The sequence below is a fragment of the Streptomyces lavendofoliae genome (genome assembly GCF_014649735.1).
In the GTDB taxonomy this organism is placed as follows: domain Bacteria; phylum Actinomycetota; class Actinomycetes; order Streptomycetales; family Streptomycetaceae; genus Streptomyces; species Streptomyces lavendofoliae.
Map to the genome: position 1 here is coordinate 58,159 of NZ_BMTP01000012.1, position 24,231 is coordinate 82,389.

At 72.7% G+C, this 24,231-nt stretch carries 23 protein-coding genes and 1 riboswitch; of the genes, 9 read left to right on the top strand and 14 right to left on the bottom strand.

Annotated elements, in window-relative coordinates:
• Window positions 1-91: 91 nt before the first annotated feature.
• The 8 genes from IE109_RS21980 to ribD all read right to left on the bottom strand — a co-directional run bounded on the left by IE109_RS21980 (window position 92) and on the right by ribD (window position 5,973).
• Window positions 92-544, bottom strand: coding sequence for a PH domain-containing protein (locus tag IE109_RS21980; RefSeq protein ID WP_189552744.1), 453 nt, complete (start codon window positions 542-544; stop codon window positions 92-94).
• Window positions 545-608: 64 nt separating this feature from the next.
• Window positions 609-1,457 carry an ATP phosphoribosyltransferase gene (hisG, locus tag IE109_RS21985; RefSeq protein ID WP_189552745.1) on the bottom strand — a complete coding sequence of 283 codons (849 nt, stop codon included), beginning with the start codon at window positions 1,455-1,457 and terminating at the stop codon, window positions 609-611.
• 50 nt (window positions 1,458-1,507) lie between these two features.
• Window positions 1,508-1,780, bottom strand: coding sequence for a phosphoribosyl-ATP diphosphatase (locus IE109_RS21990; protein WP_031078175.1), 273 nt, complete (start codon window positions 1,778-1,780; stop codon window positions 1,508-1,510).
• Between the two features lie 35 nt (window positions 1,781-1,815).
• Window positions 1,816-2,301: a 6,7-dimethyl-8-ribityllumazine synthase gene (gene ribH / locus IE109_RS21995; RefSeq protein ID WP_189552746.1), complete on the bottom strand. Its 486-nt coding sequence runs from the start codon at window positions 2,299-2,301 to the stop codon at window positions 1,816-1,818.
• A gap of 36 nt (window positions 2,302-2,337) precedes the next feature.
• A complete protein-coding gene (locus IE109_RS22000; RefSeq protein WP_189552747.1) occupies window positions 2,338-3,618 on the bottom strand; it encodes a bifunctional 3,4-dihydroxy-2-butanone-4-phosphate synthase/GTP cyclohydrolase II in 1,281 nt (426 codons plus the stop codon).
• On the bottom strand, window positions 3,615-4,253 hold the full coding sequence (locus IE109_RS22005; RefSeq protein WP_189552748.1) for a nicotinamide mononucleotide transporter family protein: 639 nt from the start codon (window positions 4,251-4,253) through the stop codon (window positions 3,615-3,617). Before IE109_RS22005 ends, IE109_RS22000 begins: the two co-directional genes overlap by 4 nt.
• Window positions 4,250-4,858, bottom strand: a complete 609-nt coding sequence (locus IE109_RS22010) for a riboflavin synthase (RefSeq protein WP_189552749.1) — start codon at window positions 4,856-4,858, stop codon at window positions 4,250-4,252. Before IE109_RS22010 ends, IE109_RS22005 begins: the two co-directional genes overlap by 4 nt.
• 2 nt (window positions 4,859-4,860) lie before the next feature.
• Window positions 4,861-5,973, bottom strand: coding sequence for a bifunctional diaminohydroxyphosphoribosylaminopyrimidine deaminase/5-amino-6-(5-phosphoribosylamino)uracil reductase RibD (ribD, locus tag IE109_RS22015; protein WP_189552942.1), 1,113 nt, complete (start codon window positions 5,971-5,973; stop codon window positions 4,861-4,863).
• 211 nt (window positions 5,974-6,184) lie between these two features.
• Window positions 6,185-6,315: riboswitch (FMN riboswitch) on the bottom strand.
• 243 nt (window positions 6,316-6,558) lie between these two features.
• Between ribD and IE109_RS22020 the strand changes: the two genes are divergently transcribed.
• Window positions 6,559-8,901: a chitinase C-terminal domain-containing protein gene (locus IE109_RS22020; RefSeq protein ID WP_229891428.1), complete on the top strand. Its 2,343-nt coding sequence runs from the start codon at window positions 6,559-6,561 to the stop codon at window positions 8,899-8,901.
• 203 nt (window positions 8,902-9,104) lie between these two features.
• On the opposite strand, the gene IE109_RS22025 is transcribed toward IE109_RS22020, so the two are convergent.
• Window positions 9,105-10,271: an ROK family transcriptional regulator gene (locus tag IE109_RS22025; RefSeq protein ID WP_189552751.1), complete on the bottom strand. Its 1,167-nt coding sequence runs from the start codon at window positions 10,269-10,271 to the stop codon at window positions 9,105-9,107.
• A gap of 109 nt (window positions 10,272-10,380) precedes the next feature.
• Here IE109_RS22025 and IE109_RS22030 point away from each other — a divergent pair, with 109 nt between their 5' ends.
• Window positions 10,381-11,580: an MFS transporter gene (locus tag IE109_RS22030; protein WP_189552943.1), complete on the top strand. Its 1,200-nt coding sequence runs from the start codon at window positions 10,381-10,383 to the stop codon at window positions 11,578-11,580.
• 244 nt (window positions 11,581-11,824) lie between these two features.
• Window positions 11,825-13,258 (top strand): uracil-xanthine permease family protein, encoded by a 1,434-nt coding sequence (locus tag IE109_RS22035; protein ID WP_189552752.1) that lies wholly within the window; start codon window positions 11,825-11,827, stop codon window positions 13,256-13,258.
• Here the strand turns inward: IE109_RS22035 and IE109_RS22040 are convergent.
• Complete coding sequence (locus IE109_RS22040; RefSeq protein WP_373297751.1) at window positions 13,237-14,463, bottom strand: glycoside hydrolase family 6 protein; 1,227 nt, start codon at window positions 14,461-14,463, stop codon at window positions 13,237-13,239. The two genes, IE109_RS22035 and IE109_RS22040, sit on opposite strands and share 22 nt — an antisense overlap.
• A gap of 108 nt (window positions 14,464-14,571) precedes the next feature.
• Between IE109_RS22040 and IE109_RS22045 the strand changes: the two genes are divergently transcribed.
• Window positions 14,572-15,321, top strand: coding sequence for a DUF5995 family protein (locus tag IE109_RS22045; RefSeq protein ID WP_189552753.1), 750 nt, complete (start codon window positions 14,572-14,574; stop codon window positions 15,319-15,321).
• Here the strand turns inward: IE109_RS22045 and IE109_RS22050 are convergent.
• Window positions 15,282-16,976 carry a flavin monoamine oxidase family protein gene (locus IE109_RS22050; RefSeq protein ID WP_189552754.1) on the bottom strand — a complete coding sequence of 565 codons (1,695 nt, stop codon included), beginning with the start codon at window positions 16,974-16,976 and terminating at the stop codon, window positions 15,282-15,284. The two genes, IE109_RS22045 and IE109_RS22050, sit on opposite strands and share 40 nt — an antisense overlap.
• A 74-nt stretch (window positions 16,977-17,050) precedes the next feature.
• Entirely contained in the window at window positions 17,051-17,848 is a 798-nt protein-coding gene (locus IE109_RS22055; RefSeq protein ID WP_189552945.1) for a carbon-nitrogen hydrolase family protein, read from the bottom strand.
• 298 nt (window positions 17,849-18,146) lie between these two features.
• Between IE109_RS22055 and IE109_RS22060 the strand changes: the two genes are divergently transcribed.
• Window positions 18,147-18,701 (top strand): Repetin, encoded by a 555-nt coding sequence (locus tag IE109_RS22060; protein WP_189552755.1) that lies wholly within the window; start codon window positions 18,147-18,149, stop codon window positions 18,699-18,701.
• Between the two features lie 105 nt (window positions 18,702-18,806).
• On the opposite strand, the gene IE109_RS22065 is transcribed toward IE109_RS22060, so the two are convergent.
• Both IE109_RS22065 and IE109_RS22070 read right to left on the bottom strand, forming a co-directional pair.
• Entirely contained in the window at window positions 18,807-19,262 is a 456-nt protein-coding gene (locus tag IE109_RS22065; RefSeq protein ID WP_064067061.1) for an Lrp/AsnC family transcriptional regulator, read from the bottom strand.
• A gap of 10 nt (window positions 19,263-19,272) precedes the next feature.
• Entirely contained in the window at window positions 19,273-20,736 is a 1,464-nt protein-coding gene (locus tag IE109_RS22070) for an amino acid permease (protein WP_189552756.1), read from the bottom strand.
• A 293-nt stretch (window positions 20,737-21,029) separates the two neighbouring features.
• Here IE109_RS22070 and IE109_RS22075 point away from each other — a divergent pair, with 293 nt between their 5' ends.
• The 4 genes from IE109_RS22075 to IE109_RS22090 all read left to right on the top strand — a co-directional run bounded on the left by IE109_RS22075 (window position 21,030) and on the right by IE109_RS22090 (window position 24,099).
• The gene (locus IE109_RS22075) at window positions 21,030-22,046 is read left to right on the top strand and encodes a GDSL-type esterase/lipase family protein (protein WP_189552757.1); all 1,017 of its coding nucleotides are present in this window, start codon (window positions 21,030-21,032) and stop codon (window positions 22,044-22,046) included.
• A 319-nt stretch (window positions 22,047-22,365) separates the two neighbouring features.
• On the top strand, window positions 22,366-22,593 hold the full coding sequence (locus tag IE109_RS22080) for a DUF5133 domain-containing protein (protein WP_229891459.1): 228 nt from the start codon (window positions 22,366-22,368) through the stop codon (window positions 22,591-22,593).
• Window positions 22,594-22,801: 208 nt separating this feature from the next.
• Window positions 22,802-23,692: an STAS domain-containing protein gene (locus tag IE109_RS22085; RefSeq protein WP_189552759.1), complete on the top strand. Its 891-nt coding sequence runs from the start codon at window positions 22,802-22,804 to the stop codon at window positions 23,690-23,692.
• Complete coding sequence (locus tag IE109_RS22090) at window positions 23,689-24,099, top strand: STAS domain-containing protein (RefSeq protein WP_189552760.1); 411 nt, start codon at window positions 23,689-23,691, stop codon at window positions 24,097-24,099. The genes IE109_RS22085 and IE109_RS22090 overlap by 4 nt, the downstream gene beginning before the upstream one ends.
• Window positions 24,100-24,231: the final 132 nt, after the last annotated feature.

Sequence of the window (24,231 nt, forward strand, 5' to 3'; positions counted from 1 at the left end):
GAGTAATCACGCGCGCCCCCGGTGGGGCAGGGGGTCGGCGTCCGTCCGGGCGACACGCCGGGGGCGGGTCGCCCGGACGGAGGGCCGCCCGTCAGCCGGCGTCGGTGCCGGTGCCGCGGGCGTCCGCGAGCGCACGCAGGGCCCGCGCGTCCCGGATGGCCTGCTGCTTGCCGATGCCGGGCTGGATGCCGAGCGCGGGCAGGCTGGTGCCGTCGCTGAGGTCGAGGAAGACCCAGGGGTCGCCCTCGCGGAGGTTCACCCGGAGGATCTCGGCCCACGCCAGTCGGCGCGTCCGGGTGAGGTTGACCACGGTCACGCCCTCGTCGTCGGCGACGACCTTGGGGCGGCTGAGGAGAGCCAGGACGCCGAAGAAGAGCGCCGCCGTGAGGATGAAGCTGGCGCGCTCCCCCGCGCCGAGCTTCTCCAGCATCAGGGCGACGGCCGTGATGGTCACGAACATCGCCGTGCCCACGGTCAGCAGGACCGCCCGGGTCCGGGTCGGCCGGAAGGTGACCGGGAGGGCGGGGGCGGGGAGGTCGGACATGTGGCGTACCGGTTCTGGCTCGGGCCTCGGGCCTCGGACGGGGGCATGGGGGCGGGGACGGGCCTCAGAGGCGGCAGGCGTGGATCTCGGTGGTGAGGATCGCGCGGGCGCCCAGGGCGTACAGGTCGTCCATGATCCGCTGGGCCTCCCGGGCGGGGACCATGGCGCGGACGGCGACCCAGCCCTCGTTGTGCAGCGGGGAGACCGTCGGGGACTCCAGGCCCGGGGTGAGGGCGACGGCCTGCTCCAGGTGCTCGGCCCGGCAGTCGTAGTCCATCATCACGTACGAGCGGGCCACCAGGACGCCCTGGAGGCGGCGCAGGAACTGCTGCACCTTCGGGTCGTCGGTGGGGGCGCCGGTGCGGCGGATGACGACGGCCTCGGACCTGAGGATCGGCTCGCCGACGACCTCCAGGCCGGCGTTGCGCAGCGAGGTGCCGGTCTCCACGACGTCCGCGATGATCTGCGCGACGCCGAGTTCGATGGCGGTCTCGACCGCGCCGTCGAGGTGGACGACGGAGGCGTCGATCCCCTGGTCGGCGAGGTGCTTGGCGACGATGCCCTCGTAGGAGGTGGCGATCGTCATGCCGCCGAAGTCGGCGGGGCCGCTCGCGGTGCCGGGCTTGGTGGCGTAGCGGAAGGTGGAGCGGGCGAAGCCGAGCTGGAGGATCTCCTCGGCGTTGGCGCCGGAGTCCAGCAGCAGGTCGCGGCCGGTGATGCCGATGTCGAGCTTGCCGGAGCTGACGTAGATGGCGATGTCGCGGGGGCGGAGGTAGAAGAACTCGACCTCGTTCTCCGGGTCGACCAGCACCAGTTCCTTGGACTCCTTGCGCTGCTGGTAGCCGGCCTCATGGAGCATCGCCGACGCAGGTCCGGACAGTGAACCCTTGTTGGGGACGGCGATGCGCAGCATGGGGTGGGCTTCCTAACTGTGTGAAAAGGAGTTCTGGGGAGCGGGGGTGCTCAGAGGTGGGCGTAGACGTCGTCGAGCGAGATCCCGCGGGCGACCATCATCACCTGGACGTGGTACAGCAGCTGCGAGATCTCCTCGGCGGCGGCTTCCTTGCCCTCGTACTCGGCGGCCATCCAGACCTCGGCGGCCTCCTCGACGACCTTCTTGCCGATGGCATGGACGCCCTTGTCCACCAGCTCGGCGGTGCGGGAGGTGGCGGGGTCGCCGGTCTTGGCCTTGAGCTCCAGCTCGGCGAAGAGCTCTTCGAAGGTTTTGTTCGCCATGATGGTCCTAAGAGTACGGGGTGGGCCGTGCCCACTCAGCGCCAGGGTTCGCTGACGGTCCGCAGTGTGGTGGCGGTGGAGACGGCGGCGGTGACCGCCTCGTGGCCCTTGTCCTCGTTCGAGCCCTCCAGGCCGGCCCGGTCCAGGGCCTGCTCCTCGGTGTCGCAGGTCAGGACGCCGAAGCCGATGGGGACGCCGGTGTCGACGGAGACCTGGACGAGGCCCTGGGTGACGCCCTGGCACACGTACTCGAAGTGGGGGGTGCCACCGCGGATGACGACTCCGAGCGCGACGATCGCGTCGTAGCCGCGGCCGGCGAGGACCTTGGCGACGACCGGGAGCTCGAAGCTGCCGGGGACCCGGAGCAGGGTCGGCTCGTCGATGCCGAGCTCGTGCAGGGCGCGCAGGGCGCCGTCGACGAGGCCGTCCATGATCTTCTCGTGCCACTGGGCCGCGATCACGGCGACCCGGAGGTCGCCGCAGTTCTTCACGCTCAGTTCGGGTGCGCCCTTGCCGCTCACGTGCGTACTCTCCTCGGTGCTGTGGTTCGCTCGGTCTTACTGGTTGTTGCAGGGTGACGCGCCGGCGGCGGCGTCGAGCCACGGCAGGTCGTGGCCCATCCGGTCGCGCTTGGTGCGCAGGTACCGGAGGTTGTGCTCGCCCGCCTGGACGGGCATGGGTTCGCGCCCGTTCACCGTCAGTCCGTGACGGACCAGGGCGTCGACCTTGTCGGGGTTGTTGGTCATCAGCCGCAGGCTGCGTACGCCGAGATCGGCGAGCATCTGGGCGCCGGCGGCGTAGTCGCGGGCGTCGGCGGGCAGCCCCAGCTCCAGGTTGGCGTCGAGGGTGTCGTGGCCGCGCTCCTGGAGTTCGTAGGCGCGCAGCTTGCTCAGCAGGCCGATGCCGCGGCCCTCGTGGCCGCGCAGGTACACGACGACACCGCGGCCCGCTGCGGTGATGCGTTCCATGGAGGCCTCGAGCTGCGGGCCGCAGTCGCAGCGCAGGGAGTGGAAGATGTCGCCGGTCAGGCACTCGGAGTGGACCCGCACGAGGACGTCGTCGCCGTCGCCGATGTCGCCGTGGACGAGCGCGATGTGCTCGACGCCGTCGACGGTGGAGCGGTAGCCGTACGCGGTGTACTCGCCGTGGGCGGTCGGCAGCCGCACCTCGGCCTCGCGGCGCACGGTGGGCTCGCTGCTGCGGCGGTAGGCGATGAGGTCCTCGATCGAGATGATCGTCAGCCCGTGCTTGCGGGCGAAGGGCACCAGCTCGGGCAGGCGCAGCATGACGCCGTCCTCGCCGGCGATCTCGACGATCGCGCCGGCCGGGCGGAGTCCGGCGAGCCGGGCCAGGTCGACGGCGGCCTCGGTGTGGCCGTTGCGCACGAGGACGCCACCGGGCCGGGCGCGCAGCGGGAAGACGTGGCCGGGGCGGACGAGGTCGGCCGGGGCGGCCACGCCGCTCGCGAGGAGCTGGAGGGTGGTGGCGCGGTCCGCGGCGGAGATGCCGGTGGTCACGCCGTGGGCGGGGGCCGCGTCGACGGAGACGGTGAAGGCCGTCTTCATGGACTCGGTGTTGTCGCCGACCATCTGCGGGAGCTGGAGGCGGTCCAGCTCGTCGCCCTCCATGGGGGCGCAGATCAGGCCGCGGCACTCGCTCATCATGAAGGCGACGATCTCGGGGGTGGCCTTCTCGGCCGCGATGACGAGGTCGCCCTCGTTCTCGCGGTCCTCGTCGTCGACGACCACGACGGGGCGGCCGGCGGCGATGTCGCGGATGGCCTGCTCGACGGGGTCGAGGGCGAGGTCCTTGGCGTCCCACAGGGGGAGGGTGCTCATGCGGGTGCTCCTTCCAGGGCGGACTCGCTCGCGCGGGAGCGCACCCACCAGTCGCGCAGGCCCCACAGGACGAGCGCGCCGTAGACGACGTAGACGAAGCCGGAGAAGGCGTAGCCGTTGACGAAGTTCAGCGGTACGCCGACGAGGTCGACCAGGAGCCAGGCGAACCAGAACTCGACCATGCCGCGCGCCTGGGCGTACATGGCGACGAGGGTGCCGACGAAGATGTACGCGTCGGGCCACGGGTCCCAGGACAGCGACGGGAAGGCGGTGAACAGGCCGCCGACGGCGAGGGTGCCGAGGAGGGCGCCGCCCGCCATCAGGCCGCGCTCGCGCCAGGTGGCGAAGCGTACGGCTATCGAGCCGTCCTGGCCGCGCTGCCGGCCGCGGGTCCACTGCCACCAGCCCCAGGCGGCGACCACCATCACGACGACCTGCTTGCCGGCGCTGCCGGTGAGGTGGCCGGCGAAGGCGGCGAAGAGGATGGCGCCGGACAGGAACTGGGCGGGCCACGTCAGGACGGAGCGCCGCCAGCCGAGGGCCAGGGCGATCAGGCCGATCGTGTTGCCGATCATGTCGGACCAGAGGATGTGCTGGCCGAAGGCGGTGAAGGCCTCGGCGTTGAGCCAGTTCACTGCACGGCCCCTTCGGTCGTGTCGCCGAGCAGCCGCTCGACGTACTTGGCGATGACGTCGACCTCCAGGTTGACCGGGTCGCCGGGCTCCTTGAGGCCGAGCGTGGTCAGGGCGAGGGTGGTCGGGATGAGGCTGATGGTGAAGTGGTCCGCGGCGGCGTCGACGACGGTGAGGCTGACGCCGTCCACCGTGATGGAGCCCTTCTCGACCACGTAGCGGCGCAGGGGGGCCGGGAGGGAGACCGTGACGATCTCCCAGTTCTCGGAGGGGGTGCGCGCGAGGATGGTGCCGGTGCCGTCGACGTGGCCCTGGACGATGTGGCCGCCGAGCCGGTCGCCCACCGCCATGGGCCGCTCCAGGTTGACGCGGGAGCCGGGGCGGAGGGCGCCGAGGCTGGAGCGCTTCAGTGTCTCGGCCATCACGTCGGCGGTGAACTCGCCGTCGGCGGTGTCCACGACGGTGAGACAGACGCCGTTGACGGCGATCGAGTCGCCGTGCTTGGCGTCCTCGGTGACGAGGGGGCCGCGCAGGCGGAAGCGGGAGGAGTCGCCGAGGTTCTCGACGGCGGTGACCTCACCCAGCTCTTCGACGATTCCGGTGAACACGCTCAGCGCTCCTTGGGTGCGACGGGGAAGGCGGCAGGGCTTTCGGCGGGGGTTCCGGCCGGGGGCGCGGCGGCGGGCGCGACCGTGGCGGTGACCCGGAGATCGGAGCCGATGCGCACGGTCTCGGTGACGTCGAGCCGCAGCGCTTCGGTGAGGGTGGTGATCCCGGCGTCGGTGAGGGCGGCCGGGCCCGAGCCGAGGAGGACCGGGGCGAGGTAGCCGACGACCTTGTCGACGGCTCCCGCGGCGACGAAGGACCCGGCGAGGGCCGGTCCGCCTTCGAGGAGTACGGAGCGGACGCCGCGCTCGTGCAGGGCGGCGAGCAGGGCCGGTACGGACAGACCCCGGGCCGCCCTCGGCAGGCGCACCACGTCCGTCAGGGCCGTCTCGGCGTCCTCGGCGACGGCGATCAGGGTCGGCGCGGCGTCGTCCAGGACGCGGGCGCCGGGCCGGACGGCGGTGGCCTCGGTGTCGACGACCACCCGCAGCGGCTGGGCGGCGCCCTCGATGCCGCGTACGGCGAGGTGGGGGTCGTCCGCGCGGGCGGTGCCGGAGCCGACGACCACCGCGTCGGCCTCGGCGCGCAGCCGGTGGACGTCGGCGCGGGACTCGGGCGAGGAGATCCAGCGGCTGGTGCCGTCCTGGGCGGCGACGCGGCCGTCGAGGGTGGCGGCGTACTTCCACAGGACGTAGGGGCGGCCGAGGCGCACGGAGGTGAGCCAGGCGGCGTTGCCGGCCTCGGCCTCGGCCTCCAGGAGCCCGGCGACGACCTCGACCCCGGCCGCGCGCAGGGTGTCGGCACCGCCCGTGGCCTGCGGGGTCGGGTCGGCGACGGCGTACACCACGCGGGCGACGCCGGCGTCGATGAGCGCCTGGGCGCAGGGGCCGGTGCGGCCGGTGTGGTTGCAGGGTTCGAGGGTGACGTACGCGGTGCCGCCGCGGGCCAGGACTCCGGCCTGGCGCAGGGCGTGGACCTCGGCGTGCGGGCCGCCGGCGCGCTCGTGCCAGCCGGCGCCGACCTCGTGTCCGGAGGCGTCGTGGATGACGCAGCCGACGACGGGGTTGGGGCTGGTGGAGCCGAGTCCGCGGGCGGCGAGCGCGATGGCCCGGCGCATGGCGGCGGCGTCGGCCGCCGTGCCGGTCGTGTCCACTGCGGTGGCCACCGGGTCCTCCTGCCTCTTCGGGCGCGGACTCCGGGGCCTGTCGATGACGACAAAGAGCGGGAAGGACACCACCGCACACGGGGACGCGAAGCCGGGCCGCACGGGTCGCCGGAATCGGCGACCAGCGGGCATACGGCCGGTCGCCCCCTGGTGGGGTCACCCGCCGCGCACTGCCTCCCATCCGGACTTTAACCGTCGGTCCAGGAATTTCACCTGGTCAACCGGCCACTGGATGCGGCCGGGTCGCGGACTGTAACCGCCGGTTCGGAATTGCACCGACCCCGGAGTGCGCTGCTGCTGATACAGGGCCAGTGTGCCACGCCGGGTGGTCACCCATGCGGGCGAAGACTGTGTCCTGCCTCACATGATCACCGGACGCATCAAGTGGTCCAGACCTATTGACCGCTTGGTCTAGTCCTTTTAATGTCTGCGTCACCTCCACGGAGACGGCCCGCCGGGTGTGCGCACGCCAGGGCTGAACACGACCCATCCCCTTGTCAGTTGTGTGCCCCTCAGCCTCCCCAGGAGGAACCGACCGTGCTGTCCCCCACGCACCGACGAGCCACCCTGCTCGCGTCCGGCGTCGCCGCCGCCGGTCTGCTGCTCGGCTCGCTCACCGGTGGCGTCTCCCACGCCGCCACCGACCACGAGTCCTGTCGCCCCGACGGCCTGTACAAGACCGCCGGCGTCGACGTCCCGTACTGCTCGGCCTACGACACCGAGGGCCGCGAGAAGATGGGCGCCGACCACCAGCGCCGCGTCATCGGCTACTTCACCGGCTGGCGCACCGGCAAGGACGGCACGCCCGCCTACCTCGCGTCGAACATCCCGTGGAACAAGGTCACCCACATCAACTACGCCTTCGGCCACATCGACTCCGGCAACCGGCTGTCGGTCGGCGCCGACGGCCCGAACAACGCCGCGACCGGCATGACCTGGCCGGGCGTCGCGGGCGCCGAGATGGACCCCGCGTACGGCTACAAGGGGCACTTCAACCTGCTCAACAAGTTCAAGAAGCAGCACCCGGACGTCAAGACCCTGATCTCGGTGGGCGGCTGGGCCGAGACCGGCGGGTACTTCGACGACAGCGGCAAGCGCGTCAACTCCGGCGGCTTCTACTCGATGGCCACCAACGCCGACGGCTCGGTCAACCAGGCGGGGATCGACACCTTCTCCGACTCGGCGGTCGCCTTCATCAAGAAGTACGGGTTCAACGGCGTCGACATCGACTACGAGTACCCGACCTCCATGAAGGACGCGGGCAACCCGCTCGACTACCCCCTCTCCAACGCCCGCCGCGCGGGGCTCGTCAAGGGCTACGCGGCGCTGATGAAGACCCTGCGCGAGAAGCTGGACCGGGCGGGCGCGGCCGACGGCAGGCACTACATGCTGACCGTCGCGGCCCCCTCCTCCGGCTACCTGCTGCGCGGCATGGAGACCTTCCAGGTCCAGAAGTACCTGGATTACGTCAACATCATGTCGTACGACCTGCACGGCGCCTGGAACGAGTACGCCGGTCCCAACGCCTCGCTCTTCGACGACGGCAAGGACGCGGAGCTGGCGGCGGCGAACGTCTACGGCAGCCAGCAGTACGGCGGCATCGGCTACCTCAACACCGACTGGGCCTACCACTACTTCCGCGGCTCCATGCCGGCCGGGCGCATCAACATCGGCCTGCCGTACTACACCCGCGGCCACAAGAACGTGCAGGGCGGGACGGACGGCCTGTGGGGCAAGGCGACGGCGACCACCTGCCCGGCCGGGTCGGGCCTGACCAAGTGCGGTGACGGCGCGGTCGGCATCGACAACCTGTGGCACGACAAGGACGACAACGGCAAGGAGTCGCCGGCCGGCTCCAACCCGATGTGGCACGCCAAGAACCTGGAGAAGGGCGTCCTCGGCGACTACCTGCCGAAGTACGGCTTCGGCGCGGACACCCGGCTGACCGGCACCTACGCCCGCCGTTACGACTCCACGCTGGTCGCACCGTGGTTGTGGAACGCGGAGAAGAAGGTCTTCCTGTCGACCGAGGACGAGCAGTCGGTGGCCCGCAAGGCCGACTACGTGGTCGACAAGGGCATCGGCGGCACGATGGTCTGGGAGCTGGCCGGAGACTACGGCTGGAACGCGGCCAAGGGGCAGTACGAGCCCGGCTCCACGCTCACCTCGCTGATGTACGACAAGTTCAGGACGGCCACGCCGTACGGCGCGAAGGTCTCGAACAAGGCCCTGCCCACCAAGGCGGTGAACATCGGGGTCGAGTTCGGCGAGTTCAAGCTCGGCGACTCCAACTACCCGATTACCCCGAAGGTGAAGATCACCAACAACACCAGGACCACCCTGCCGGGCGGCACGGAATTCCAGTTCGACTACTCCACGGCGGCCCCCGGCAACGCCTCGGACCAGTCCGGCTTCGGGACCAAGGTGATCAGCAGCGACCACACCGGCGGCAACGTGGGCGGGCTGAAGGGCGACTTCCACCGCGTCTCGCTGAAGCTGCCCGCGTGGCAGACGCTGGCGCCGGGCGCGTCGGTGGAGTTGTCCTTCAACTACTACCTGCCGGTGTCCACCCCGTGGAACTGGACGGTGAACATCGGCGGCACCACGTACGCGCTCGCCGGTGACCTGGCCCGGGGCACCACGGTGGTGGAGCCGGGCACGAACCCGTCGCCGTCGCCGGACCCGACGAACCCGACTCCCACCCCCACGCCGACTCCCGGCGCGTGCGCCGCGCCCGCGTGGAGCCCGGCCACGGAGTACGGCTCCGGCTCCACGGTGTCCCACACCTCCCGCACCTGGAAGGCGAAGTGGTGGACCAAGGGCGAGGAGCCCGGCACCACCGGCCAGTGGGGTGTCTGGCAGGACCTCGGCGCCTGCTGACGCGGTGACCAGGACGGGCCCCGGCGGCGTGGTAACGGCCCTTGCCGCCGCCGGGGCCCTTCGGCACGCCCGCCGCGAGGGTCTGCCGGCGGACCCCTCCGCCCCCCGGCGGCGGCTGCGCGGCGGCGGCCACGCGGCGGCGCGGCGGGCGGGCGCCCAAGGCGGGGGCCACCGTCGCGGCAGGGCGGCGGCAGGCGCGGCGCCTATGGGGCGAACAGTTCGTCCTGGGCCGCGTCGCGGACCGTCAGCAGGGCGCCCCGCAGGACCGCCGCGCCGCCCAGCGCGGTCGCCCGCACCTCCGTACGCAGCGGCGACAGCGTGGCCAGCCGCGCCTCGACGCGGGCGGCCAGCCCGGCGCCGCCCGCGTGGCCGATCTCGCCCCCCAGCACCACGCACCCCGGGTCGAGCACCGCGCTGACGGCCGCCGCCCCGAGGGCCACGCGACCGGCGAGGGCGTCCAGGAAGTCGTCCGCCCCCGCCTCCAGGGCCATGCGCACGGCCACCGCCCCCGCCGCCTCCTCGCCCCGGTCGTCGCCGGCCTCGATGCCGTACCCCGCCGCCAGCGCGCGGATCGCCGACGAGCCGGCCAGCGCGTGGAACCCGCCGTCGCAGCCGGTCGCCGACGGCAGGCCGCCCGTCCCCGGCACGGGGAGGAACCCGATCTCGCCGGCACCGCCGGACGCGCCGCGCCGCAGCCTGCCGTCCAGCAGGACCGCCGCGCCGACGCCATGGCCGAGCCACAGCAGCACGAAGGTGTCACGGTCGCGGGCGGCGCCCTCGCGCTGCTCCGCCACGGCCGCGAGGTTCGTCTCGTTCTCCACGAGCACGGCCGCGGGCAGCCGCTCGTGGAGGACCGCGACGAGTCGCCGGTGCCAGGCGGGCAGGCCCGTCGAATCGCGCAGTTCGCCGGTGGCCGGGTCGATCAGGCCGGGCGCACCGATCCCGACGCTGTGCAGCCGCCGTACGCCCGCCTCGGCGACGGTCCGCTCCAGCAGCGCCACCGCGCGCTCCAGCGCGGGCCCGTCGCTGTGCTCCTCCATGGGCAGGGACGCCTCGGCGAGCGTGCCGCCCACCAGGTCGGTGACGACCACGGAGAGGCTGGTGGTGCGGACGTCGAGGGCGGCCAGGTGCGCCCGGTCGGCGACGATCCCGTACAGCCGGGCGTTGGGGCCGCGCCGCTCGGCGCCCGACTCCCCGACCACCCGCACGAGGCCGGAGTCCTGGAGCCGTTCGACGAGGTCGGCGACGGTGGGCCGGGACAGACCGGTCAGGGTCTTGAGCTGGCCTGCCGTCAACGGCCCCTGGTCCTGGAGGAGTCGCAGGGCGAGCCGGTCGTTGATGGCCCGTGCGGTGCTGGGCGATGCGGGCATGACGTGATCCTCTCAGAACTCGTCGCATCAACTTACTATCAGGCAGGGTTCCTGATAATTTACCGCCACCGCACGTTTCCACGACCGGGGAGGGCCCGTGGCACAGGACATGGTCTTCGACAGGGGGCGGCTGAGGCGGGCCCGGTTCGCCGTGGCCGCCGTGTTCTGCGTGCACGGCGCCGTGACCGGCAGCTTCGCCACCCGTATCCCCTGGATCCAGGACCACGCCGGGGTCGGCGCGGGCCAGCTGGGTCTCGCGCTGGCCTTCCCCGCGCTCGGGGCGTCGGTCGCGATGCCGCTGGCGGGCGCGGTCAGCCACCGCTTCGGCGCCCGCTCGGCGCTGCGCGGACTGCTCGCGCTGTGGACGCTCTCGCTGGTGCTGCCCGCCCTCGCCCCCAACGTGTACACCCTGTGCGGCGCGCTGTTCGTGTACGGGGCCAGCGCCGGCATGTCCGACGTGGCCATGAACGCGCTGGGCGTCGAGGTGGAGAACCGGCTCGACAAGTCGATCATGTCCAGCCTGCACGGCATGTGGAGCGCCGGGGCGCTGATCGGATCGGCCACCGGCACGCTCGCCGCCCACCTGGGCACCGACGCCCGGCTGCACCACGTGACCGCCGCGCTGGTGCTCACCGTCCTGGGCCTGTTGTTCTGCCGGGGCGTACTGGACCTGCGCAGCGCCCCGGACGAGGAGCCGCCGCCCCGGTTCGCCCTGCCGCCCAGGTCCGCCCTGGTGATCGGGGCGATCGGGTTCTGCGGGGTGTTCGCGGAAGGCGCCAGCCTGGACTGGTCGGCCGTCTACCTGCGCGACGAGCTGGGTACGTCGGCGGGCCTGGCGGCCGCGTCGACCACCGCGTTCGCCCTGACCATGGCGGTGGCCCGGCTGGTGGGCGACAAGGTCGTGGACCGGTTCGGCGCGGTGCGGACGGTACGGGTCGGGGGCTTCGCGGCCACGGCGGGCGGCGTCCTGGTGGTCGTCGCTCCGCACCCGGCGGGCGCCTTGGCGGGCTTCGGGCTGCTCGGGCTGGGCGTCGCCGTCGTCGTACCGCTGGCCTTCGCGGCGGCCGGGCGCAGCGGGCCGAACCCGAGCCAGGCCATCGCGGGCGTCGCGACCATCACGTACACCTCGGGTCTCATCGCCCCCTCGGCCATCGGCGGCGTGGCCGACGTGACGTCCCTGACCGTGTCGTTCGGTCTGGTCACCCTCCTCGCCTTCTGCCTGGTCCTCGGCGCGGGCGTGCTGCGCACGGGCGACCGCGTGACCCGTACGGCCACGGGCGCGGTGCCGGCCGGGAAGAACTCCCGCTGAGGGGCGACCGGCGGGCCCGGCGGCAGGGCGGCCGGGCGGCGTTGGCGGGGGCGGTGGGCCGGAGGGGACGCGGCCGGGGCCGGAGACGGCCGCGACCGGGGGCGTGGGCGGCGGCGAAGCGCCGCCACGGAGCGGCCGGCGCGTACGAGTGTCGGATTACCATGGCGCCTGGTCTTTTTCGGCCGCTCCCGGCCGGGACCCGGCCGCGCGGCCGGCCCGAACCGGAGAAGTGGAGCCACCCCCTATGAACCTCGGCGTGCGCTGGACCCTGCACGGCGACGGACGGACACCCGCTCCCGGAGCCGTCGTCCGTCCCGACGAGCGGCTGTCCTGGCCCCGTACGGCCGGGCTCGGCGCCCAGCACGTCGTGGCCATGTTCGGCGCCTCGTTCGTGGCGCCGGTCCTGATGGGCCTGGACCCCAACCTGGCGATCATGATGTCCGGGGTCGCCACGGTGGTCTTCCTGCTCGCCACGCGCGGCACGGTGCCCAGCTACCTCGGCTGCTCGCTCTCCTTCGTGGGCGTGGCGGCGACCATCCGGGCGACCGGTGGCGACAGCGCGACCGTCACCGGGGCGGTCCTGGTGGTCGGGGCCGTGCTGTTCCTGGTAGGGCTGGCGGTACGGCGGTTCGGGGCGCGGATCATCCATGTGGCGATGCCGCCGATCGTGACCGGCGCCGTCGTCATGCTGATCGGGTTCAACCTGGCGCCGGTGACCGCGTCGACGTACTGGCCCCAGGACCAGTGGACGGCCCTGCTGGTGATGCTGTTCACCGGCCTCGCGGTCGTCTGCCTGCGCGGGTTCTGGTCACGGGTGGCGATCTTCCTGGGGCTGGTCTTCGGGTACGCCCTGTCGTGGCTGTTCGACCTCGCCTTCGGCAAGATCCACTCCCCGCTCGGCGGCGGCGAGGCCGTCGACCACTGGCGCCTGGACCTGTCGGGTGTGGCGAAGGCCGACTGGATCGGCCTGCCGTCGTTCCACGCGCCCGCCTTCGAGTGGTCGGCGATCCTCGTCGCCCTGCCCGTCGTCATCGCGCTGGTCGCGGAGAACGCCGGACACGTCAAGGCCGTCGGCGAGATGACCGGCGACCCGCTCGACGACAAGCTCGGCACCGCCATCGCGGCCGACGGCGCCGCCTCGATCCTGTCCACCGCCGTGGGCGGCCCCCCGAACACCACGTACTCCGAGAACATCGGCGTCATGGCCGCCACCCGCGTCTACTCGACGGCCGCCTACTGGGCCGCCGCCGGCTTCGCGCTCCTTTTCGGTCTGTGCCCCAAGTTCGGCGCGGTCGTCGCCGCCATCCCCGGCGGGGTGCTCGGCGGGATCACCGTCATCCTGTACGGCATGATCGGCCTGCTGGGCGCGCAGATCTGGATCAACGCCGACGTCGACCTGCGCAACCCCCTGAACCTCGTTCCGGCCGCCGCGGGCATCATCATCGGCGTCGGCGGGGTGAGCCTGAAGATCACGGACAACTTCGAGCTGGGCGGCATCGCCCTCGGCACCATCGTGGTCATCACCGGCTACCACGTGCTGCGCGCCTTCGCCCCGGCGCACCTCAAGGAACAGGAGCCCCTCCTGGACTCCGGCACCAGTTCGTACGAGGGGGGCCGGAGCGACGAGGACGGCGGGGACGGCCGGGGCGGCGGCGCTCAGCCGGTCGCCAGGTCGTAGGCGTAGTCGGCCGAGAACTCGCCGGCCGCGCCGGAGCAGCCGTCCGACTCTCCCGGCAGCTTGATCCACAGGTAGGCGTCGATCCGGGCGTCACCGGTCCGGGTCGTCGGCGTCCTGCCGAGCGACCGGCCCGCCGGGTCGCACCACTCGCCGGGCGCCGGGGCGCCGTTGCCGTTGCGGCTGGTGTCGATGACGGCGCCGAGATGGGACGGGCCGCCGAGCGCGGTGAGCACGCGCCGGGCGTAGGCGGCCTCCTCGGCGGTGGTGTGGAAGTTCGCCACGTTGGTGAAGATGCCGTCGCCGCTGGTCGCGGCGCCCGCCTCCCGCAGCGCGCCGGCCATCTTCGCCGCCGTGTGCCAGCCGGAGTGGCCCGCGTCGAAGTAGACCTTGGCCCGCGGGTTGGCCGCCCTGAGCGCCTTGCCGGCCCGGGCCAGCGAGGCGTAGCGGGCGGCCCGGCCGGCCTCGGAGAGGCAGTCGGCGAGGGCGATGGAGTCGGGCTCCAGGACGACGACGACCGGCCCGCCGCCGAGCCCGGCGGCGAAGTCCCGTATCCAGCCGTCGTACGCGGCCAGGTCGGGCGCCCCGCCCTGGGAGGCGCCCCCGCAGTCGCGGTCGGGGATGGCGTACGGCACGAGGACGGGCACACGGCCGGCGGCGGCCGCCCCGGACGTCACCGCGCGCACCCTGCCGGTGATGGCGCCCGGGTCGTACTCGGCGAACCAGACGGCGGCCGGCTGGTCCGCGATCCGGGACTCGATGACCGCCCGGCGCGGATCGCCGGGGTTGGCCCGCACCCAGTCGAGCACCTGGGACGCCGGGTGGCGGTAGAGGGACGCCGACACGGTGCGGGGCTCCGGCGCCCCGGCGGCCTCGCGCTTCCTCACCGACGGCTTGGGGGCCGGCGGGACGGACGGTTTCGCCGGGGTACGGGAGGGCGAGGGGGACGGCGACGCGGTGGCCGAGGCGCTGACCGCGGGACGGGGGCGGGCGGGCAGCGGCGGCACGTACGGCGCGCTGCCGGTCACTTCGGGCCGGGGCCCGGCCGTGTCGTCCGCCTCGCCGCCGGTCGCGGTCAGCAGCCCGCTGACCGTGCCGACCGCGACGACCACCGACGCGGCGGCGGCCATGGCGTGCCGGCGCGCCGTGCGCCGCCGTCCGGCCTGCCGGTCGCGTTCCCTCCGCCGTTGCGCGCGCGCACCTGACACCGTGTCGTTCCCCTCCCCCGGGTGCTCGCGGGCGGGTTCGTTCCCCCGTTCCGGGGAAGCCCGGCGCGATGACACCACCGAGAGCCTACCTACTGGGACGCTGCCCCCATGGCGCAGATCGAACAGTGCTCGTCCGCCCCGTGGGGAATCGGTCCGGTCGTGACGCGGATGCGCGCGTTCCGCGAGCTGTGGCCGGCGGCGGACGGGGTGGCGGTCTTCAACCGGGTCTACCTCACGGTCACGGAGGAGATCGACCGGCGCGTCCAGGCGGGCGAGTTCGCCGACCGGCGGGCCGCCGCCACGCTGGACGTCCGCTTCGCGGAGCGCTACCTCGCGGCCGTGGACGCGGTCGCCGCGGGCGGGCGGCCCCCGGCGTGCTGGCGGCCGCTGTTCCAGTACCGGCGCCATCCCGGCGTACGGCCGCTGCAGTTCGCGCTGGCCGGCATCAACGCGCACGTCGGGCACGACCTGGCGCTGGCCGTGGTGGACGCCTGCCGCACGCTCGGCTGCGAACCGGCCGATCTCGAGCGGGAGTTCGACCGGGTCGGTGACGTCCTCACGCTGCTGGAGGAGCGCATCCGGGAGGAGCTGATGCCGGGCCCGGACCTGCTGGAGATCGCCGATCCGCTCACGCACCTGCTGGGCTGCTGGAGCCTGGACCGCGCCCGCGAGGGGGCGTGGCTGGCCGCCCGCTCGCTGTGGCAGCTGACCCGGCTGGGCGAGCTGGGCGGGCTGCCGGGGCTGGCCGAGGAGTTCGCCGAACGCCTCGACCGCTCCGTGGGGCTGGCGGGGCGGATGCTGCTCACCCCGCTGGTCCCTCAGTCCTCCGGCAGCTCGACCGGGGCGATCTCGTCGTAGACGTCGCCCGGGCCGGGGTTGGTGGCGTCGGTGGCACCGCCGAAGTGATGCATCACGCCCCACACCGCGTTCAGCGCGGTCTGCACGGCGCCCTCGGCCCAGCCGGCCGTCCAGGAGATGTCGTCGCCCGCGAGGAAGATGCCCCGCTTGTCCTCGGGCAGCCGGTCCTGCATGAAGTGGGTGAACAGGCGGCGCTGGTAGCGGTAGTGGCCCGGCAGGTTGGCCTTGAAGGCGCCCATGAAGTAGGGCTCGTTCTCCCAGGACACGGTCACCGGGTTGCCGATGATGTGCTTGCGGATGTCGACCTTCGGGTAGATCTCGCCGAGCGACTTGAGCATGACCTCCATGCGCTCGTTGGCGGAGAGCGGCAGCCACTTCAGGCTGTCGTCGCACCACGTGTACGAGAGGCAGATGACGGCCGGCTTGTCCGGGCCGTCGTCCAGCAGGTAGGTGCCGCGGGTCATCCGGTCGGTGAGCGTCATCGACATGACGTCACGGCCGGTCTCCTCGTCCTTGTCCAGCCAGAAGGGCCGGTCGACCGGGACGAAGAGCTTGGACGACTCCATGTAGTGGGTGCGCTCCATCGCCGTCCAGTGGTCGATGGGGAACAGCGAGTCGTCGCAGGCGATCTTGGACAGCAGCATCCAGGACTGGGCGGTGAAGATGGCCGCCTGGTACGTGCGGATGTCGCCGTTCGCGTCGGTGACCGTGATGCGGTTGCCGGCGGTGCGGTGCAGGCGCGTGACGGCGGGCTTGGGGTCGCCTTCGTGGAGCGACTTCAGCGACGTGCCGAGCGGCCAGTGGACGATCTTCTCCGGCTCGCGCTCCCACAGGCGCAGCGGCAGCTGCTGGGAGCCGCCGACGATGCCGCGGTGGTGGTCGTCGGCCTCGGTGTAGACGACGCGGAGGATCTCCAGGATGGAGTTGGGGAAGTCGGTGTCCCAGCCGCCGGTGCCGAAACCGACCTGGCCGAAGATCTCGCGGTGCCGGAAGGACTTGAACGCCTCGGACTCGCACAGGAAGCCGTAGAAGGTCTGGTTGTCGAGCTTCTCGACGAGCTTGGCCCAGATTTCGCGGATGCGCGGGACGTCGCGCTCACGCATGGCGCGGTTCATGTCGGAGAAGTCCGCGCCCTCCTCCAGGCAGTCGTTCCAGGCCTTGGCGACGTCGCGGTAGACCTGCGGGAGGTCGGCGATGGTCTCGGCGTAGTGCGACTCGCCCTTGAGGTCGACGACCGTCGACGGCGTGGCCTCGGCCAGCGGGTTCGGGAACGGCCGGGTCTCCAGACCGACGAGGTCGATGTAGTGCTGGAGCGCGGTGGAGGAGGGCGGGAAGCGCATGGCGCCCATCTCGGCGCTCAGCCCCTCGGTGCCGGTGCCCTCGAAGCCGACGGTGCGCAGCCGGCCGCCGATCCGGTCGGCCTCGTACACGACGGGCTTGAGGCCCATCTTCATCAGCTCGTACGCGGCGATGACGCCGGAGAGCCCGCCGCCGATGACGGCGACCTCGGTGCCGTGCTCGGTCGCGGGGATCTGGCCGAGCCCGGCCGGGTGGGCCAGGTAGTCGTCGTACGCGTACGGGAAGTCCGGACCGAACATGGTGATCGGCGGCTGCGCGTCGGTGTGCTGGACGGCGGTGGGCACCGTGGACGTCATGGGGTACGGACTCCTTGCGGAAGCGGGAAAGTCGGCGAGGGGGCGTGCGGGCCGGGGCCCGGTCGGCGGAGGGCTCAGACGAGCGAGGCGTAGAGGCCGGGGCGGCGGTCGCGCAGGTAGGAGTTCACCTCGCGCGAGGAGGCCAGGAACTCCGGGTCGACGTCGGCGACGACGAGTTCCTCGCCGCGTCCGGCGCGGGCGCGGGCCGTGCCGTCGGGGCCCGCGAGGGCGGACAGGCCGACGAACTCGAACGCGCCCTCGGGGCCGGTCCGGTTGGCGTACGCGACGTATATCTGGTTCTCGAAGGCGCGCACCGGTACGACGGACTCGGCGACGACCTCGGCGGGGTGCATCAGCGCGGTGGGCACCAGCAGCAGCTGGGTGCCGGCCAGGGCGTGCGCCCGGACGTTCTCGGGGAACTCGACGTCGTAGCAGATCATCAGGCCGACGCGCAGTCCGCCGAGCTCCGCCTGGACGACCGGCTGCTCCCCGGGGGTGAACGAGTCGGTCTCGAAGCCGCCGTAGAGGTGGGTCTTGCGGTAGCTCAGGAGCCGGGTGCCGTCCGGGCCGATGAGCTGGGCGGCGTTGTACACCCGGTCGCCGTCGCGCTCGGGGTAGCCGTAGGCGATGGCGAGCCGGTGGCGCTCGGCGATCTCGGCGACGGCGTCGGCCCCGTCCCCGTCGGCGGGCTCGGCCAGCCGGGCGATGTCGTCACCGATCGCGTACCCGGTCAGGAACATCTCGGGGGCGACGAGCAGGCCGGCGCCGGTGGCGGCGGCGCGGGCGGCGGCCTCGTCGAGGACCTTGAGGTTGGCGGCGACGTCACCGGGCTGTCCGGAGCTCTGGAGCAGGGCGGTGCGCAGCGGCGGCATCGGCAGACCTCTGTCGGGGTGCGTGGCGGGGAGGGAAGACGTCGAGAAGACGTTCAAAACGGTACGGTCCGGTGCCTTTCCGGGACAAGGCGTGACCGTTGCGGACCGGCGGTCGATCCGTTGCGCGGATGGGGTGCCGAGCGGTGATTCGTTGCGCGGCCGTCCTCCGGTGGTCGGAGGCGGCCCCCGCCGCCCGGCGGAGGGCGGTCGCGACCGGCGTGCGATGTGGCGCGGTGGGGTGGGCGGAACAGTGGTGGACGTCCGGGAACCGTGCTCCACCAGCCGAAAGGGCTCCGCCATGAACCGTCGTACGAAGATCGCCGCACTGGGCCTCGCGTTGCTGTGCACCGTCGGGGTGGCGGGCTCCGCCGGTGCCCTGGGGGACCGGGCGGGCGGCGGCCCGCGAGAGGCGGCCGCCCTGACCGGCACGGCGAAGCTCTACCGGCCGGCGGGCGACGACATCACGTTCACCTTCGACGCACACCTGGCCGCCGAGGACACCATGGACCCGGAGGCGGCGACCGGCACGTTCGCCTTTCGGCACGTCTTCCCGGACGGCAGGTCCGCGCGGGCGACGGCCCGGGTGGACTGTCTGATCACGGGTGGGAAGGTCGCGGTCGTGACGGGGGTGGTCACCGACTCCGACACCCCGTTCACGGGCAAGCGGGTGGGTGTGTCGGTGCACGACCTGGGACGGCACGACCGGCTGGGCTACAGCTGGGTCGGCAGCGAGCCGGAGGAGACGAAGAAGCTGCCGAAGTGTATGAGCGCGGCGCCCTTCGAGAAGGTCAGGGGCGGTACGGGGGACTTCCGGGTCCTGCCCTGGCAGCCCGAGTACCCGGAAGCGGGCTAGAACCTGTCTTCCGGACGGCACCGGCGCCCGGAGGGGCGGGGACCGGCGCGGCCGGGGATCCGCGGGACGGGCGCCGCGGGCCGGCCGGCGCCCGGCGGGCGCGTTCTACGCCGGCGAGCCGGACGAGAAGCGCCGCAGCAGCGGGGAGAGCACCAGCACCGACTTGGTGCGCTCCACGAACGGCTCGCCCGCGATCCGCTCCAGCACGCGCTCGAAGTGGCGCATGTCGGAGGCGAAGACCTGGACGATCGCGTCCGCGTCACCGGTGACGGTGGACGCGGCCGCGACCTCCGGGTAGCGCTCGAGACCCCGCTGGATGGTCTCGGGCGAGGTGTTCCCGCGTGCGTAGATCTCGATGAACCCCTCGGTCTCCCAGCCGAGTGCCGCCGGGTCCACGCGGACGGTGAACCCGGTGATGGCGCCCTCCGCCCGCAGCCGGTCCACGCGCCGCTTCACCGCGGGCGCGGACAGACCGACGAGCGAGCCGATGTCGGCGTACGAGCGCCGGGCATCCTCGGCGAGAGCGTGGACGATGCGTTCGTCGAGATCGTTCAGTCGCACGGGGGGTGGGTCACTTCTCTGCGGTGGCCAAACGGGAGCGGCGCATGCCGTAGAGGAAGTAGAACACGAGGCCGACGGCCATCCAGACACCGAACACGATCCACGTGATGGCGTCGAGGCTGAACATGTTGTAGGCGCAGAACAGGAAGCCCAGCACCGGGAAGAGCCAGCCGAGCGGGACCCGGAAGGTGCGCGGCATGTCCGGGCGGGTGCGGCGCAGCACGATCACCGCGATGTTGACCAGGGCGAAGGCGAACAGGGTGCCGATGCTGGTGGCGTCGACCAGCTTGCCCAGCGGGATCACCGAGGCGAGCAGGCCGCAGAACACGGACACGATGACGGTGTTCACCCGCGGCGTGCCGGTCTTCCGGTCGACCTTGCCGAACACCTTGGGCACCAGGCCGTCCCGGGACATGGCGAACAGGACGCGGGTCTGGCCGTACAGCACGGTCAGGACGACGCTGGCGATGGAGATGACGGCGCCGGCGGCGAGCAGCGTGCCCCAGAAGGCGTGACCGCTGACGTCGTTCATGATCCCGGCGAGCGAGGCCTCCGAGCCCTCGAAGTCCTTCCAGTTCCGCGCGCCCACGGCGACACCGGCGACCAGCACGTACAGCGCGGTCACGATGATCAGCGACAGCATGATCGCGCGGGGCAGGTCGCGCTGGGGGTTCTTGGCCTCCTCGCCGGCCGTGGAGGCGGCGTCGAAGCCGATGTACGAGAAGAAGAGGCTGGCGCCGGCGGCGCTGACACCCGCCATGCCGAGCGGCATGAAGTCGGAGTAGTTGCCGGACTTGAAGCCCATGAAGCCGATGGCGCAGAAGAGGACGAGCGCGGCGATCTTCACCACGACCATGATCGTGTTGATGCGGGCGGACTCACGGGCGCCGCCGAGCAGGAAGACCATGGCGAGCAGCACGACGATCAGGCCGGGCAGGTTGATGATGCCGCCCTCGCCGGGCGCGGAGGACAGGGCGTCGGGGATGGTGACGCCGATGGTGCCGTTCAGCAGCTCGTTGAGGTACTCGCCCCAGCCGACCGCCACGGCGGCGACCGAAACGCCGTACTCCAGCACCAGGCACCAGCCGCAGACCCAGGCGACCAGTTCACCCATCGTTGCGTACGCGTACGAGTAGGAGGAGCCGGCGACCGGGATCGAGCCGGCCAGCTCGGCGTACGAGAGGGCGGAGAACAGGGCGGTGAGACCGGCGATCACGAACGCGAGGGTCACCGCGGGTCCGGCCTGCGGAACGGCGTCCCCCAGGACGACGAAGATACCGGTGCCGAGGGTGGCACCGATGCTGATCATGGTCAGCTGCCACATGGAGAGCGAGCGGCGGAGCGAACCGCCCTCACCCTGCCCACCCTCTGCGACCAGCACGTCCACCGGCTTGCGCCGGGTGAGAGCGGAGAGCCCGGACGCCTTGGGCGCGGACGGCTCGGTGGCGGGAGGGGCTGTGCCTTGATCCAGCACTGCGGGGGCTCCTTCATCGCTGCGGGTCGGTGGAGGGCGACCTGCGGCGGCCTCGCGGGCGTGTCGGACACAGCCCACGGGGGAAGGGAGACCGCCGAGCAGGCGGTCACCGCCACTCCTGGTACGGGGCACGAGCCTAAAGGGCGGGCTTCGCGCTTGTAATGCATCGTTGTTGCGCATCGACGCATGATCATTGCGCACTTGGGGCACAGACGGGGAAACATTGCGCCCCGCCGCACGAATCGACACATTGGGGCCGTGAGCAGGTGTTCCGGCGACCGTGGGAGACGCGTATGACCTGGCAGGATCCGGTGCCGTTCCTCCGCGGCACGGCCTGGGTGGACGAGGACGGCCGCGCGGTGCGCGCCGACCCGGCGGGCATGGCGCGGCTGCCCTGGGAGACCGCCCAGCGGGCCCTGCTGCCCATCGGCGTACGGCTGGAGTTCACGGCGTCACCGGGTACCCGCGCCGTGGAGATCCGCTACCGCGCGGACGTGCCGGACGGGCCCGCCGGGCTGCGGGAGCTGGCGCACTGCTTCGCGCTGTGGGAGGGCGACACCTGCCTGCACGAGGCGTTCACCGAACCGGCCGAGGAGGCGCTCGTCAGGGTGTCCCTGCCCGGGGGCACGGGTCCCTTCACCATCCACCCGCCCGAGAGCCAGGCCCCCGTCATACTGGGGCTGCGCGCCGTCGGGGGCACCGTATCCCCCGCTCCCCCACGGCCCCGCTGGCTGGTCCACGGCGACTCGATCACCGAGGGCTGGCTGTCCACCCGCTCCGCCCGCTCCTGGCCGGCCGTCGCGGGACGGGCCCTGGGACTGGACCCGGTCAACCTCGGTTACGCGGGCTCCGCGCGCGGCGAGCTCGCCGTCGCCCAGCAGCTGGCCGCCCTGCCCGCCGACCTCCTGACGCTGGCGTTCGGCACCAACTGCTGGTCCGGCGTCCCGCACTCGGCCCCGCTGCTGTACGAGACCACGCGCGCGTTCGTCGCGCTCGTACGCCGGGGCCACCCGGACACCCCCCTGCTGGTGCTCTCCCCGCTGCTGCGCCCCGAGGCGGAGGCGACCGCCAACGCCCTGGGCGCGACGCTCGACGACCTCCGCACCGCGATGGAGGAGGCCGTACGGGACCTGGCCGCCGCCGGGGACGAGCGGCTGGCGCTGCTGCCCGGGCGCGACGTGCTGGGGGCCGGGCACCTCGCGGACGGGCTGCACCCGGACGACGCGGGCCACGCACGGGTCGCCGCCGCGGTCACGGCGGCCGTCCGGCACGAGGTGGCGCTCGGCGCCCGGGCCCTGTCGCGCACGTGAGCGCGCCGACACCGCGCCGGCGGTGTGAGCGATGCCACGACGGGGCCGCAGGTGCCGGACGGGGGTGGGCGACGTCACAGTCAGCCGGGGACGCGGGCCGGGGACGGGCGCGCGGGCGGCGGCAGCGCGGGCGGCGGGGCCCGGCGGGTGAGCGGCGCCACACGGGTACGGCGGCGGGGCGACGGCGGACCGTCGCCGTCGCGGACTTCAGTGGAATGAGAGCCGGAAGCCGGGGTAGGGGCGCCTTCGGTCGGTGACGTCGCTCTCCGGCCCCCGACTCACGTCCGGGTCCCGTCCAGAAGGAGGTTCTGTCGTGCTGATGGCGCACCCGTCCATGTTGCGCAAACTCGTGGCCAGGTATGAGGAACTGTCCGCACCCGGTGCGGACGCGGACCCGAAGGTCAAGCGTCAACGGGAGGACACCGCTTACACACTCTGCGTGTCCACCGGGACGCGTGACATACGTGACGCGCTCCGGGTGGCCGGACACACGCTCGCGGCGGCCGGCGAACCGGTGGCCGTCTCGACGACGACGGCCTCGCTCTGAGCGGACGGGGAGGGCTGCGACCGGCACTCTCCGGTCGCCGCCCTCGGCGTCCGCGCGCGGAGTCACGTTTCTTCGGGGCGCGGGTCGGCCACTACCATCCAACCGCCGTTGACCACGAGAAGCAGAGCGGGCGCCCCCGGTTCTCCGGTGTTTCCGGCGCCGTCCCTCCTAAACCCGCCCGTCCTGCTTCCCCCTGCGAGAGGTGCTTGTGAACACCAGCGAATCGAGCGTGCGGGACCGCCTCTGCGAGGCCCTGCGGGAGCGTGAGGAGGAGATCGCGGACCGGTGGGTCCGGCTCCAGCTGGAGCAGGCGGTGCTCAGCACGGACATGAGCGAGCACGAGGTGCGCGAGGAGGCCGACCTGCTGATCTCCGCCCTCGCCGCGGGCCTGGCGAGCGACGTCCCGGTGGAACGCCTGGTGACGTCGCGCAACGAGCTGCGCCAGACGGTGATAGAGCTGTCGCTGCGCCGCGCCCGGGCGGGCGCGTCGCCGACGGCCACGTCACTGGCCGTGCTGTCGCTGAAGGAAGCGCTGCTGTCGGCCGTCCAGCACACCACCCGGGACTCGGGCGAGCTGTACTCCACCGCCATCCTGGTCAACCGGCTGCTGGACGCGGCCGGTGTGCTCTCGTTCGAGACGTACGTGGAGGGGCGCGAGGAGATCATCCAGCGCCAGAGCCGCCAGTTGCTGGAGGTCTCTACGCCGGTGGTCCGCCTCTGGCGGCACGTGCTCGCCGTACCGCTGATCGGGACGCTGGACACCGCCCGCACCCAGGTCGTCATGGAGAGTCTGCTGCAGGCGATCCAGGACAACGAGGCCCAGGTCGCCATCATCGACATCACCGGTGTCCCGGCCGTCGACACCGCGGTCGCCCAGCACCTGATGCACACCGTCAACGCGGTGCGGCTGATGGGCGCCGACTGCGTGATCAGCGGTATCCGGCCGCCCATCGCCCAGACCATCGCCCAGCTCGGTATCGACCTGTCGACCATCCTCACCCGCGCGACTCTGGCGGACGCCCTGGCCGCCGCCATCCGGCTGACCGACCAGCCGGCCGTCGGCCAGGACGCCGGCACGGCCGGGTCGGTGACGGCGTGACCGCCCCCCGGGCCACCGGCGTACCGATCCTGCGGCTCGGCGACGTGCTCATCACCGGCCTGCTCAACGAGCTGGACGACCAGTCCGCGGTGGCCTTCACCGACGAACTCACGGAGCGGATCGCCGGCGACGGCGCCCGCGGCGTCCTGATCGACATCTCCCGGCTGGAGATCATCGACTCCTTCGTGGCGCGCACGCTGATGGAGCTGACCACGATGGCCCGCCTGCTCGGTGCCCGGGTGATCGTGGCCGGGATGCGGCCCGCGGTCGCCATCACCCTGGTCGAGCTGGGGCTCCAGCTGACCGGCGTGGAAACCGCTCTCAACGCGGAGCAGGGCCTGACCGCGTTCGGCTGGCACCGTATGCCCCGACCCGCGGGGGAGGCCCGACGTGACGCTCCACGGTGAACGGGTTGCTGGTTCCGAGCTGATCGCCCAGCGCTCCGCGCCGGCCGGCCCCACCGTCGCCGCCGCCCGGACGGCCGACCGGGCCGGTGCCCGGTCCACGGCGTCCGGCACGTCCGCTGAGTCCGGCGCCCC